We start from the raw sequence: 13,311 nt of genomic DNA, 5'->3' as shown, positions 1-13,311 counted from the left end.
TCGGCGACTTCAACTTTCATCGAAAGGCACGGGGCAAGTAATAATGCGTAAAACCATTCCCACCCTTGGCATTGTCTCGGCCGGGCTGCTGCTGGCCGGTAGCCCGGCTCACGCTGTGGAAACCGATATGTCCAGCAACCTGAACATCGGCGTCGCCAACGGCATTCAGGCGAACCTGCCCATTCAGGCCCCGGTCAACCTCTGCGGCAATGCCATCGGGCTGCTCGGGAGTGCCAGCGCCTACTGCGTGGGTGGCGCGGACGCCAACTTTGCCAGTGGCCAGTTGCCTTATCCGATGTATTTCCCGCCGCAGCAGGGTTACCGCCACCCGTCGCAGCCGATGCACCCGTCGCAGCCGAGGCCGTTTCACTTCGGTGGTGGCGGTGGGGGTGGCGACACCGACATGCAAACAGCGCTCAACGTTGGCGCCCTGAACGGCATTCAGATTGACGCCCCGATCCAGGCCCCGATCAACGTCTGTGGCAACGCGATCGGCATCCTTGGCAGCGCCACCGCCTCATGTGTGAACAGTGGCGCGAATGCCAATCTGTTTTCGCCCCAGCGTGGCCAGCAGCAGCAGCTTTGGCCCAACGGTCAGCCGGGGGTGAACCCGTCGCGGGCCACCGCCCCGGTCGCGGCGACGCCGACCGCGGCCAAGACGACCACGGTGAAGACCACGGTCAAGACCACCACCGCCAAGCCGATGGCCAAGCCCGCCGCGGGCAAGCCGACGGCGGTCAAGGCCTCGCCGAGCAAGATTAAGAATGCCGTGGCCAAGCCGGGCAAGCAGGGCAGGAAGACCGAAGGTGGCCTGCTGGCCAACCTGCTTTCTCCGGTCACCGGCCTGCTCACCGGTGGTGAGCGCGGCGCGGGATGGCAGGGCGACCGCTGCGGTGACGTCGACATGTCCAGCTTCGGCAACGCGGGTATCGCCAACGGCATCCAGGCTCACGCGCCGATCCAGGTCCCGGTGAACCTCGCCGGCAACGCGATCGGGCTGCTCGGTTCCGCGAGCGCCTACAGCGTCGGTGGGGCCAACGCGAACTACTGCAGCTGAGATCACTCTTGAACGAGCGTTAGGCTGGCTACATGGAAATGTGGCCGGCGAACGCCTCGATCCGCGAAGTAGGGCCCCGGGATGGGCTGCAGAACGAGCAGCCCGTCCCGGCCGCCGACAAGGTCCGCCTGATCAATGCGCTGAGCCACACTGGCGTGCGCAGAATCGAAGCGGTGTCTTTCGTGCACCCGAAAGCCATCCCGCAGATGGCCGATGCCGACGAGGTCTGGGCCGCCGTCGACAAAGTCTCCGATGTTGTTTACTCCGCCTTGGTACCCAATCAGCGCGGCCTCAATCGGGCCATGGAAGCCGGATTCGACCAGATCGAAGTGGTGGTCTCGGCAAGCGACACCCACAACAGGCGCAACATCAACCGGAGCACAGCGGAGTCGCTCGACGAAATCGCTGCGCTGCAAGCGGTCAAACCGGCCGAGGTCATCATCGCCACCTCGTTCGGCTGTCCGTACGAAGGCGACGTCGATCCGCTGCGGGTGGCGCAGATCGTTGACCGGGTGGTGGCCGATGGCGCGCCGCGGGTGGCTTTCGGCGACACGACCGGGATGGCCACGCCCATCCGGGTGCGGGCCGTGATCGGCGCGGTGCGCGAGAGGCACCCGGATTTGCCGGTGCTGCTTCACTTTCACAACACCCGCGGCACCGGTCTGGCCAACATTCTCACCGCGATCGAGCTGGGCATCACCGAGTTCGACGCGAGCGTCGGCGGGCTGGGCGGCTGCCCTTACGCCCCGGGCGCGACCGGGAATGTGGCCACCGAAGAGGTGGTGCACATGCTCCACGACATGGGGATCGACACCGGAATAGACCTCGATCGCCTGATCGAGGTCGCCGCGATGGCACAGGAGATCGTGGGTCGCGAGCTTCCTTCCGGGGTGCTGCGCGCCGGGCCACGCAGTCGCACTGTTGCCTGAGAAAACCCGAACGGAAGCAAGTCGATGCAAATCAACTTCTAACCGACAGTCCAATGTGCTTGCGGGACAGGCATATCTGTTCGCTCATTTGGTGTTAGCGTGAGGGCCCGCGTCCATCGGACGCGGGCCCTCATTCCCTCTCACCCCTTGAGGACCTATGGTTCAAAAACTACGGGGGCTAGCGATTCTCGCCAGCGTGGCAATCGTTAGCAGCCTTGGCGTGGCGGTGCCTGCCAGCGCCGATCCGACGAAAGGCACCATCGCGGGTCACCTCACCGATGGCGGAATGCCAGTGCCCGGAATCTCGGTCTTCGTCACGAAGATCGATGGCGGGGCATTCAGTTACAGCAACACGGACAGCAGCGGTTTCTACCGCACCAGTGAGCTTCCGCCGGGCGATTACAAAGTCGAGTTCGACTTGCGTTGGGGAAGGCAATACGCCTACCAGTCGCTCAACTGGGTCACCGCCCCTGTCTTCACCATCACGGCCGGGAACGAGCTTGTCGTCGACGATTCGGTGTTGCCGACCGGTTCGCTGTCGGGCCGGCTCACCGAGCAGGATGGCCAACCGATCGCGGGTGCCAGTGTCTACGGCGTGGGCAGCATGCCGTCGACCACCGACAGCAATGGCCAATGGCAGATCCCGCGGGCGTTCGCCGGCACGGACTATGTCATCAACTTCTCGGATTGGCGGACCGGCCTAAACCAGTACGCGATCGGGAAGGTCGACTACTACGAGGCCAACCGCATCACGGTGGTCGCCGGCCAGAACACGGTGGTCGACGATGTAAGGCTGCCAACCGGCTCGCTGAAGATCACGGCGGTCGACAGCGTTACCGGCGCGGCGCTCGACGGATTCTTCGGCTATGTCGGCATGCGGGGCGGAAGCGCCGTGGGCGGCGAGATCATCCTTCACGATGTCCCGATCGGCAGCTATTCGGTCGGCATTTCGCTCGAGCATTACCTGGAGCCGCTGCCTTTGCCGCGGGTGACGGTCGCGGTCGGGCAGCAGAGCGAGATCCAGGTGAGGATGGATCCCGAGGCCATCATCCAGACGACGGTTGTCGACGCGGCTACGGGCGCGCCGCTGGCCGGGGTCTGCGTCACCGGAGTGATGGGCGAGATGAGGCCGACCGAGGGTTGCGGAAACGTCAGCGACTCCGAGGGCCATGTCAGCCTCAGCTATCTGCGTGGCGGCAGCTACCAGCTACTCGCCTTCCCGACCGAGGCGCCGGGTTACGGCACGCAGTGGGTGGGCGCCAACGGCGGCACCGGCAAGCAGCACCTTGCCGCGAAGATCGAAGTGGCCGCCGGTCAGACGGCCAACGCTCCGGTCATCAAGATGGACCGGGCCGGAGCCATCACGGGCCGGGTCACCACGTCGGCCGGGGTTGCACCCGACAACGGCTGGGTGGGCATCTTCGGGGTCATCCACGGTTCGGGTGAAGTCCCGCCGGGCCACTCCCTGTTCGACACCGATGGCCGTTACACGCTGGAGAACCTCGGCCCTTACGACTGGCAGCTGTTCTTCAATGTGCGTGGCGAGGCGCCGCAATACAGCGGTGGCGTGGCCAACCGGCTGCTGGCGCGGGCGGTCAAGGTGACCGCGGGCGGGACGGCAACCTACGACCAGCGCTTGCGTGCCGGGGTGACGGTTACCGTGAACATCGCGGGCACTACCTCGCTCTATCCGTCGCTGCGGATGTACAACGCCGTCACCGGCGACCTGATCGCGCAGCAAGAGGTCAACTCGGGCTTCACGACCGTCCTGCCGGTGGTGGGGCCGCAGTTCGTCAAGATCGCGGTCGACACCTCCAGCGGCCGGCACTGGATCGGTGGAACGGACCTGGCGAGCGCCAACCTGTTCTTCATCCCGGGCGCCGGTAGCAAGACCATCAACGTCAGCATCAGCTGATCGCTTTCCAGCGGACACGGGGCGGCGCGCTAGAGCGCCGCTCCGTGTTTCGTGTCGGCGGGAAGTGGTACCCTAACGATCGTTCAGCTGTCGTTGGGGAGGCTCGGTGCGAGAAGAGTTGGAAGGCCTCCGCGAGCGGGTAACCGCTGGTGGCGCGCCGAAGTACCACGAGGCCAATGCGGCCAAGGGCAAGCTCTTCGCCCGAGAGCGGGTGGAACGGCTCGTCGACAAGGGCTCCTTCGTCGAAGACGCGATGCTGGCCAACGCCATGGCGCAGGGCCTGCCCGCCGACGGGGTGATCACCGGAAGCGCCACCGTCGAGGGGCGTCCCGTCTGCTTGATGGCCAACGACTCCACGGTCAAGGCGGGCAGCTGGGGCGCGCGCACGGTCGAGAAGATCATCCGCATCATCGAGCGGGCGTACGACACCGGAGTCCCGATGATCTATCTGGTCGACTCCGCCGGCGCCCGGATCACCGATCAGGTCGACCTGTTCCCGGGTCGGCGCGGCGCGGGCCACATCTTTTATCAGCAGGTGAAGGCCTCCGGCAGCATCCCGCAGGTGTGCGCGCTGTTCGGGCCGAGCGCGGCCGGCGGGGCCTATATCCCCGCCTTCTGCGATGTCGTGGCCATGGTCGACGGCAACGCCTCGATGTACCTCGGCTCCGATCGCATGGTGGAGATGGTGACCGGGGAGAAGACCACCCTGGAAGCGATGGGCGGTGCGAAGGTCCATTGTGAACAGTCGGGCGTGGGCCATTTCCTTTGCAAGGACGAAGACGAGGCGCTCGGCGTGGTCAAGCGATACCTCTCCTTCCTCCCCTCGAACTGGACCTCGCTCCCACCGGCGGCCACCGCGGCGGAAGCCCCGGGGCATGCCGAGGAGCTCATCCCCGACAGCGAGCGCCGCGCCTTCGACATGCGCAAGCTCGTCAAGGGCCTGCTCGACGGCGGCGACTACTTCGAGATCCAGGCGCGCTGGGCCAAGGAGCTGACCATCGGCTTCGGCCGGCTCAACGGCCAGGTAATAGGTGTCGTCGCCAACAACTCCCTGCACAAGGGGGGCGTGCTGTTCGTGGACTCGGCCGACAAGGCGAGCCGGTTCGTGCAGCTGTGCGACGCCTTCAACGTCCCGCTGCTGTTCCTGGCCGACGTGCCCGGGTTCATGGTGGGAAGCGCGGTGGAACGCCAGGGCATCATCAGGCACGGCGCCAAAATGGTCTCCGCGATCAGCGAGGCGACCGTGCCCAAGATCTGCGTGGTGGTAAGAAAGGCTTATGGGGCAGGCCTTTACGCGATGGCCGGTCCCGGCTTCATGCCGGATGCCACCATCGCGCTGCCGACCGCGAAGATCGCCGTGATGGGCGCCGAAGCGGCGGTGAACGCGGTCTACGCCAACAAAATCGCCGCCCTTCCCGAGTCGGAGCGCGAGGGCTTCATCGCCGCCAAGCGTGCCGAGTACGAGACCGACATCGACCTTGTTCGCCTTGCCAGCGAGCTGGTCATCGATGCGATCGTCGCCCCGGAAGACCTCCGGGACGAGCTGATTCGCCGCTTCACCTACGCGGCCAACAAGGATCGCCACTTTTCCCGGCGCCGACACGGCGTGACACCGGTTTGAGAGGGACGTGCAATGACTGATTTCGGGCTCAGCAAGGAACACAGCGAGCTTCGTGAGACGGTCCGCCGGTTCGCGGTCGACCGGGTAGCGCCGGTCATCGCCGACTTCTACGACCGACACGAGTTCCCCTACCAGCTGGTCAAGCAGATGGGCGCGATGGGCCTGTTCGGCCTGCCGTTCCCGAGTGAGCTGGGCGGCATGGACGGTGACTACCTGGCGCTGTGTGTCGCGTTGGAGGAGCTGGCCCGCGTCGACTCGAGCGTCGCGATCACGCTTGAGGCCGCCATTTCCCTCGGGGCGATGCCCATCTTCCGGTTCGGCACCGACGAGCAGCGCAAGCGCTGGCTTCCCTCGCTGATCGCGGGAGAGAACCTGGCCGCCTTCGGCCTGACCGAGGCCACCTCGGGTTCGGATGCGGGGCGTATCCGCACCACGGCGAGGATGGACGAGTCGGCCGGCGAATGGGTCATCAACGGCGGCAAGGTCTTCATCACCAACTCGGGCACCTCGATCACCTCCCTGGTGACGGTCACCGCGCTCACCGGGCCCGACGAGATCTCCGCGATTATCGTGCCCTCGGGCACTCCGGGCTTCACCGTCGCGCCGGGCTACTCGAAGGTCGGCTGGTGCGCCTCGGACACCCATGAGCTGACCTTCGACAACTGCCGGGTTCCCGCCGAGAACCTGCTCGGCGAGCGCGGCCGTGGCTTCGCCCAATTCCTGTCCATCTTGGACGAAGGCCGCATCGCGATAGCGGCTCTGGCCACCGGGCTCGCCCAGGGCTGTGTCGATGAGTCGGTGCGCTATGCCCAGCAACGCGAGGCGTTCGGGGCGCCGATCGGGTCGTACCAGTCGATCCAGTTCATGATCGCGGATATGGAGTCACGCGCCCACACCGCGCGCCTGGCATGGCGCGACGCCGCCGCCCGGCTGGTCGCCGGTGAGGAGTTCAAGCGCCAGGCGGCGATCGCCAAGCTGCACGCGAGCACGGTCGCGGTCGACAATGCCCGCGACGCCACCCAGATTCATGGCGGATACGGCTTCATGAATGAGTACCCGGTCGCCCGGATGTGGCGCGACAGCAAGATTCTGGAGATCGGCGAGGGCACTTCGGAGATCCAGCGCCTGATCATCGCCCGTGACTTGGGTATGAAATAACCCCTGGAATGAATGGGTATGAGGTAGTCCCTGGAATGAAGTAGTCGACACCAATCTGGCGACGAATGGCCGCAAGCCCGTAGTGTTTGCGGCCATGACCCAGGAAGGTGAGCCAAGCGCGAGTTTCGCCGCGCTGTTGCGTGCGCGAAGGCACGCGGCCGGGCTCACCCAGGCTGAGCTGGCCGAACGGGCCGGGCTCGGTGAGCGTACGCTGCGGGATTTGGAACGTGGCCGGTCGGCCAGGCCCCAGCGCACCACGGTCGAGCTGCTGGCCAAAGCGCTCGACCTGCGCGGCTCGGATCACCTCGACTTCCTGGCTGCCGCCCGCGGGGTAAGGGGTTTGACCCCGGTCGCCCCGGTCCGCCCGATCGCAGGCGATTCCGCGTTCCGCCTTCCCGCGCCGCCTGAGTTGCTGGGCCGGGAAGGCGACCTGGCCGGCCTCTCCGCCCACCTGACCGCGCAGCCCGGTCTCACCACCCTGGTCGGCCTCGCGGGAGTGGGCAAAAGTGCTCTGGCGCTGAGCATCGCCAACCGCCTCGAGCCGCTATTTCCCGGTGGGGTGGCCGGCATCAGCCTGGCCATCGGGGACAGCGCCTTCGACATCACCCAAGCGATCTGCACAGTGCTCGGCATCGCCCGGCCCGCCCAGATCGCCGCGCGTCTCGCGGATCCGGTGCTGCTGCTCGTCGACGGGCTCCACCGTGCCGAAGCTGTGATCGCTCCGGTCCTCGCTGATCTGATGGGCAAAGCACCCAACCTGCGCGTGCTCGCCTCGGCCCGAGCGCCGCTCGGCCTGCCCGGTGAAATGGTGTGGCCGGTCCAGCCGCTTGCGTTGCCGCCCGCCGACCTGACCAGCCTTGACCAGGTTCGCAGCTATCCAGCCAGCGCTATGTTCATGGCTCGGTGGAGCCAGGTACGCGGCAGCCCACCCGCCGACGTCGAGGTTTCCGCGTTGGTGGCGCTGGTCCGACGGCTCGGCGGGCTGCCGCTCGCGATCGAGCTCGCGGCCGCGCGCGGGCGGGTGCTCGATCCGCCCGAGATGCTTATCCGGTACGGAGACCGCCTCCTAGAGCTGGGTGACTCCGACGCGACCACCACGCTGCGCGATGTCGTCACCGCCAGCTATCGCCTGCTCGACCCGGGTCACCGCTGGGCGTTGCGCCGGTTGTCGGGCTTCGGCTATCGGTGGTCGATCGAGCTGGCCGAGGAGCTGCTCGGTCCCGACCACGATCTGGTGCCGATCCTGGAACGGCTCGTGGAGCTGGGCTTGGTACAGGTGAGGGGTTCCGGCGCGTTCCGCTTCTTCCTGCTCGATGTGGTGAAGGCCTACGCGATCGAGCATGCCGAGGCCGCCGGCGAGCTGGGCGAGATCCGCCGCCAGCATGCCGTGGTCTTCGCGCGTTTCGCCGCCCGAATGGTGCGCGACCTCACCGGCACCTCGATGGCCGCGGCTGTGTCGCGGTTGGACGATGTGGCCAGCGATCTGTGGGCAGCGCTGGGCTACTCGGCCGAACACGACCCGCACACCGCGCTCTGCCTCGCCTCGAAACTGCCGCGATGGTGGCGTTTCCGTGGCCGCGATCAGCAAGGGCGGCAATGGTTGCGGCGACTGCTCGACGATCCGCGCACGGCCGACGCCGACCCGCACGTGCGCACCTGGGCGCAGCTGGGGGTGGCCCAGCTCGCGGCGGAACACAACGCCGGAATCGAAGAGCTGCACCGGGCCGAGTACGCCTTGGAGCAGTTCATGCTCGACGGCGATGTCACCGGCGAGCTCGCCACCCGTACCCTCCTGCTGGTCATCCATCAGGGCACCGGCGACTACGCGGAGGCTCGGCATCACGGCGAGCTGGCGCTGGCGCTGGCCACCAAGACCGGCCGGGTGCGCGATATGGCTGTGGCGCAAAACAATCTGATCTGGCATGACACGCGCATCTCGGATCTGGTCTCGGCGCAGCGGCGGCTGGCCGCGGTGGACAGGCTTTCCGTGCGCTGCGGCGATCATCAGCTGCGGGCGCTGGCGCGGGCCAACCTGGCTGAGGTGTTGCGTTTGGACGGACGCTTCGAGGAGTCGATCCGGGTCGCTGTGCAAGCCGCCGAGATGCTCGCCGACGTGGGCCATCCGGGTCAGCGTCGCCGACTGCAGGGTCTGCTCGGCCTTTCCTACGCCCACAGCGGGCGGCTGGACGAGGCGGAAAAGGTGTTGGCGGACTTGCGTTCGCAGCTGCCGCCCGACCTGACCGGCGGGGAGGCCGAGGATTGGGACTGCGCGATGGTCGAGGCGACGATCGCCGCGGCGCGAGGGCAGCGCCTGCTGGCCGCGACCTGGTTCGGCGCCGCGGTGCAGGGTGGGGAAAGGACCGCTGACATCCGTGATGTGGCCGAAGCGCTCGTGGGGTTGGCCATGACCGCCGATGATCCCGCGCCGGCCTTGGCCCGCCTTGATGAGCTGTGCCGTCGTTCCGGGATAGTCCTCACGCCACGGGAACAGGCCATGTTGCCGAAGTGAGGAGTGGCGCGGACGGACCCCCCGACGATATGCCCCTGTTCCCGTCGTCTCCGTCCGCGCCGTTCATGCCCCCGCATGAGTTCCTTTCGGAACACCCCGGCCTACCCGCCGCTGCCTCTCCATCAGAACCATTGGCTGGTTCTGAGCTGCGGGTCGTCCTCCCCAAGGGATCTCGAAAGTAGCAACCATGCGCCACAGCTTTTGCCCTTTTTAAGGTCATCCGCGGGGAGTCTGCACCAATTCTGCCGGGGATTCTGCCGGTACTTCCCAAGTGGGGAGGCTGCGACGCCGCTCGGACATGAATCGGCACGGACCACCCGATTAGATTGTCGTCCCTGGAAAGTACTCTGAGAGTTCACTCGGTCACCCTGCGTCGGGGAGGACAGCATGGGCAAAGAGATCTCGCAAGGGACCTTCACGCGCGAAGAGCGTGCGACATACCGCTACAAGGTGCGGCGATGCCTCGATGTCTTCGCGTTGATGTTGGATGACTTCGCGTTCGACGCGGACCATCCCATGACAGGCCTGGAGATCGAGCTCAACCTTGTCGACCGGGTTCACCAGCCGGCCATGCGCAACGCCGACGTGCTTGAGGCCATGAATGATCCCGGCTTCCAGACCGAGCTGGGTCAGTTCAACCTCGAGCTGAACGTGCCGCCCCGGCTGATCGAGAAGACCGGGCTGGCCGACTACAACGACTACATCAGCGAGGCGCTGGCTCGGGCCAACCATCATGCGGCCGCATTCGACGCCTCGATCATCATGATCGGCGTCCTGCCCACGCTGACCCCCGACCACACCGTGCCCGGCAACCTCTCGGTCAACGGCCGCTACCGCGTCCTCAACGAGGAAATCCTTACCGTGCGCGGAGAACACATCGGGCTGGACATTCGGGGCGTCGACCATCTGCGCACCCGCACCGAGTCGATCGCACCCGAGGCGGCGTGCACGAGCTTGCAGTTCCATCTGCAGGTGGCGCCCGGCGACTTCGCCAACTACTGGAACGCCTCCCAGGTCCTGGCCGGCGTCCAGGTGGCGGTCGGCGCCAACTCGCCTTACCTGTTCGGCCACCAGCTGTGGGCCGAGACCCGGATAGCTCTCTTCGAGCAGGCCACCGATACCCGGCCGGACGAGCTGAAGGCACAGGGGGTTCGACCGCGGGTGTGGTTCGGCGAGCGCTGGATCACCTCGATCTTCGATCTGTTCGAGGAGAACGTCCGATACTTCCCGCCTCTGCTGTCCATATCGGATCAGGAGGACCCGCTCGAGGTCTTCCGCAACGGCGGCGTGCCCAAGCTCGCCGAGCTTCGCCTGCACAACGGCACGGTCTATCGGTGGAACCGTCCCGTCTACGACATCATGGCGGGACGGCCGCACCTGCGCGTGGAAAACCGGGTGCTGCCGGCCGGGCCTACCGTCGTGGACATGATGGCCAACGCGGCCCTCTACTTCGGGCTGGTGAAGGCGCTCGCCGACGACGATCGTCCACTATGGACACAAATGCCGTTCAGTGTCGCCGAGGACAACTTCCACGCCGCGGCGAGAAGGGGAATCAACGCGCCCGTATGGTGGCCGACCATCGGCGAGATCCGCGTACCCGAGCTCCTGCTCGATGTTCTGCTACCCCGTGCCGCCGAGGGCCTTGACCACTTCGGCGTCGATCCGGGTCTGCGCGACAGGATGCTCGGCATCATCGAACAGCGTTGCCGGACAGGGCAGAACGGCTCCGCATGGCAGGTCGCCATGGTTCAGCGCCTGGAGGAACACGGCTACACGCGCCCGCTGGCCATGCGCATGATGCTCGCCCGTTACGAGGAGCTCCAGCGCCTGAACGAGCCGGTGCACACCTGGCCGGTCGAGGTGGAGATTCCGCCGCCGGGCCAGCGCGTCGGGTCAGAGGATCGTATGAGGAGCTATTGAAATTTTTGCAGTAATCTAACTCGATGAACCACCGGTCCCGGCGCAGAAGACGGCGCACCGGCCCAGTGTTACTGGCGCTGGTGGCGACGGCGCTCGGGTGTGGTCTGGTGGGTTACGGGTTCACCCTTCATCTGCGCGACGCCCAAGCCAAACCCTCATTGCAGCCCACCTCGGGCCCGAGCCCGACGGCGAGCGCGCTGGCCGGCCCACGCCAGGTGACCCTGCTCGCGGCGGGCGACGTCATCGTCCACCCACCGATTTGGGAGCAGGCCAAAGCCGACGCCAACGGGAAGGGCTACAACTTCCTGCCGATGTTCGAGTCGGTGACGGCGACCATCACCGCTGCCGATCTGGCGCTGTGCCACCTGGAGGTGCCGATCGCGGCCGCGGGCTCGACCCCGGCTGGATTCCCGCTTTTCAATGCGCCTCCGGAAATCCTTGACGGGCTTAAGAAAGCGGGCTTCGACGGCTGCTCGACCGCGGGAAACCATGCGCTCGACAAGGGAGCGGAGGGGATCACCCGCACCCTCGACGCGATGGACAAGGCCGGGCTGGGCCACGCCGGCACCGCCCGCACGGTGGAGGAAGCCGACACCATCAAGGTCTACGACGTGCGCGGCGTGAAGATCGCCCATCTGTCCTACTCATATGGGTACGGAGTGAAACGCCCCAGCGGCAAGGAATGGATGGCCAACCAGATCGATCCCGCGCAGATCAAGGCGGCGGCGAAGCGGGCCAAGGACGCCAAGGCAGATCTCGTGGTGGTCAGCATGCACTGGGGAACCGAGTACCAGCACGAGCCCAATGAGGACCAGGAGCGCTGGGCGAAGGAGCTGCTGGCAACGCCGGAGATCGACCTGATCCTTGGCCACCACACCCATTCCGTACAGGCGATGGAGCGCATCGGTGACAAATGGGCCATCTACGGCCTGGGCAACGAGATTGCCCGTCACTCGGAAAACTTCGACAAAAGCCGGGAAGGAATGATGGCCCGCCTGACCCTGACCGAGAACCAGCCGGGCAAGTGGCAGGTGTCCAAGACCGAGGCGATCGCCACCTGGACACAGCTCACACCCAAGGTGCGCATCATCGAGCTGCCGAAGGCGGCCGTCGACCAGACGCTGACGGCCACCGCCCGCAAGACCTATCAGACGACGCTAGACCGCATCGCTGGCTACCTTCGGCTGCGCGGCGCTGACAGCGCCGGGCTGCTTGTAGTTGGCGCTTCGCCCGGCAAGTCTCCGTCGCCCAGCCCCCGCTAGCGCGGCGACCAGGACAGAGCCGATCAGCCCGGCGATCACCGCGTAGGGCGCGACCAGGTGCGCGGAGAGCTGCTCCGGCTTGACCCCCTTGAGCACCGGCGCGGCGAGCAGATAGGCCCCGGCGATCACGGCCGGCCCGGCGGCCCCCGAAAGCGCGACCCCGATCAGGTTGGTGCCGCGGTTGGCGGCCGGCCACGCGGCCAGGGCGCCGATGACGATCGCCGATCCGGCGGCCAGCAGGCTGCCCGGGACATAGATGCTGTGAAACCACGGCCCGCTGGTGGTGACCTGCCACACACCCAGCTGGACGACTTCCGGGTCGCGGTTGGCGGCGGCGCCGTCGAGGGTGGCCACCACCGCGACCAGCCAGAGCCAGGCCGAGGTGATGGTGACATTGCTGGCTATGGCTGGAATGTTCACCGCGATCAAGGCCACCACCAGGCCGAAGATGACACCGGCGACCGCGTAGGTGCCCACTATCATCTGCGGCGCGAAGGTGTCCGGCCGCTGCGTGGCACGTGCCGGCACCGCCGTCAGCGCTACGACGATGAGCCCGCCGAGCGAAGCGGCGATGGCGAGGGTGCCCCGCCACATGGTGCGGCCCAATGGCGTCAATCCGACACTGGCAAGTCCCAGACGGTCAGCGGCCACTGTGCCGATCACCACGGAGGTTGCGGAGATCCACACTGTCCAGGCCAGGCTCGCCAGCCAGGCGGCTTCATCAACACCGTTGACGGTAGGCACCCAGGAGAAAACGCCCAGGCCATAGCCGATGCCAAGCTGCGCGGCACCGGCCGCGGCGGCGGCTCCGAAGGCGATGGTGATCGCTCGAACTATGCGGGACGGGGGCATGCCGACCATTATCCAGCACGCCGCGTCAACACGAGATCGGCTCGTGTGGAAGGTCTACTCTTCCAGGCGTAGATACACACTCCATCGG

9 protein-coding genes are annotated in these 13,311 nt (G+C 66.5%); 8 read left to right on the top strand and 1 reads right to left on the bottom strand.

Annotated elements, in window-relative coordinates; all coding sequences use genetic code 11:
* Positions 1-43 precede the first annotated feature (43 nt).
* The 8 genes from Rhe02_RS19705 (at position 44) to Rhe02_RS19670 (ending at position 12,371) form a co-directional block, all read left to right on the top strand.
* Complete coding sequence (locus tag Rhe02_RS19705; protein ID WP_203909731.1) at positions 44-1,057, top strand: chaplin family protein; 1,014 nt, start codon at positions 44-46, stop codon at positions 1,055-1,057.
* Between the two features lie 38 nt (positions 1,058-1,095).
* Positions 1,096-1,986, top strand: a complete 891-nt coding sequence (locus Rhe02_RS19700) for a hydroxymethylglutaryl-CoA lyase (RefSeq protein WP_203909767.1) — start codon at positions 1,096-1,098, stop codon at positions 1,984-1,986.
* Positions 1,987-2,182: 196 nt separating this feature from the next.
* Positions 2,183-3,901, top strand: a complete 1,719-nt coding sequence (locus Rhe02_RS19695) for a carboxypeptidase regulatory-like domain-containing protein (protein ID WP_203909730.1) — start codon at positions 2,183-2,185, stop codon at positions 3,899-3,901.
* A 106-nt stretch (positions 3,902-4,007) separates the two neighbouring features.
* The gene (locus tag Rhe02_RS19690) at positions 4,008-5,522 is read left to right on the top strand and encodes an acyl-CoA carboxylase subunit beta (RefSeq protein ID WP_203909729.1); all 1,515 of its coding nucleotides are present in this window, start codon (positions 4,008-4,010) and stop codon (positions 5,520-5,522) included.
* A 12-nt stretch (positions 5,523-5,534) separates the two neighbouring features.
* Complete coding sequence (locus tag Rhe02_RS19685; protein ID WP_203909728.1) at positions 5,535-6,680, top strand: acyl-CoA dehydrogenase family protein; 1,146 nt, start codon at positions 5,535-5,537, stop codon at positions 6,678-6,680.
* Between the two features lie 94 nt (positions 6,681-6,774).
* Positions 6,775-9,189, top strand: coding sequence for an ATP-binding protein (locus Rhe02_RS19680; RefSeq protein WP_203909727.1), 2,415 nt, complete (start codon positions 6,775-6,777; stop codon positions 9,187-9,189).
* A gap of 387 nt (positions 9,190-9,576) precedes the next feature.
* Positions 9,577-11,109: a glutamate-cysteine ligase family protein gene (locus Rhe02_RS19675; RefSeq protein WP_203909726.1), complete on the top strand. Its 1,533-nt coding sequence runs from the start codon at positions 9,577-9,579 to the stop codon at positions 11,107-11,109.
* Positions 11,110-11,132: 23 nt separating this feature from the next.
* Positions 11,133-12,371: a CapA family protein gene (locus Rhe02_RS19670; RefSeq protein WP_203909725.1), complete on the top strand. Its 1,239-nt coding sequence runs from the start codon at positions 11,133-11,135 to the stop codon at positions 12,369-12,371.
* Here the strand turns inward: Rhe02_RS19670 and Rhe02_RS19665 are convergent.
* Positions 12,267-13,223 (bottom strand): hypothetical protein, encoded by a 957-nt coding sequence (locus tag Rhe02_RS19665; RefSeq protein WP_203909724.1) that lies wholly within the window; start codon positions 13,221-13,223, stop codon positions 12,267-12,269. The genes Rhe02_RS19670 and Rhe02_RS19665 overlap by 105 nt on opposite strands.
* Positions 13,224-13,311 lie beyond the last annotated feature (88 nt).

This window comes from Rhizocola hellebori (assembly GCF_016862955.1).
Classification (GTDB): Bacteria; Actinomycetota; Actinomycetes; order Mycobacteriales; family Micromonosporaceae; genus Rhizocola; species Rhizocola hellebori.
The sequence above is the reverse complement of the archived record's forward strand: the minus strand, read 5'-3'. Positions and strand labels throughout refer to the sequence as shown.

What these genes read in the sequence shown, in the direction of transcription:
- Rhe02_RS19700 (WP_203909767.1), top strand. Translation starts at nt 1,096, where the DNA reads ATGTGGCCGGCGAACGCCTCGATCCGCGAAGTAGGGCCCCGGGATGGG.
- Rhe02_RS19665 (WP_203909724.1), bottom strand. Translation starts at nt 13,223, where the DNA reads ATGCCCCCGTCCCGCATAGTTCGAGCGATCACCATCGCCTTCGGAGCC.
- Rhe02_RS19680 (WP_203909727.1), top strand. Translation starts at nt 6,775, where the DNA reads ATGACCCAGGAAGGTGAGCCAAGCGCGAGTTTCGCCGCGCTGTTGCGT.
- Rhe02_RS19685 (WP_203909728.1), top strand. Translation starts at nt 5,535, where the DNA reads ATGACTGATTTCGGGCTCAGCAAGGAACACAGCGAGCTTCGTGAGACG.
- Rhe02_RS19675 (WP_203909726.1), top strand. Translation starts at nt 9,577, where the DNA reads ATGGGCAAAGAGATCTCGCAAGGGACCTTCACGCGCGAAGAGCGTGCG.
- Rhe02_RS19670 (WP_203909725.1), top strand. Translation starts at nt 11,133, where the DNA reads ATGAACCACCGGTCCCGGCGCAGAAGACGGCGCACCGGCCCAGTGTTA.
- Rhe02_RS19705 (WP_203909731.1), top strand. Translation starts at nt 44, where the DNA reads ATGCGTAAAACCATTCCCACCCTTGGCATTGTCTCGGCCGGGCTGCTG.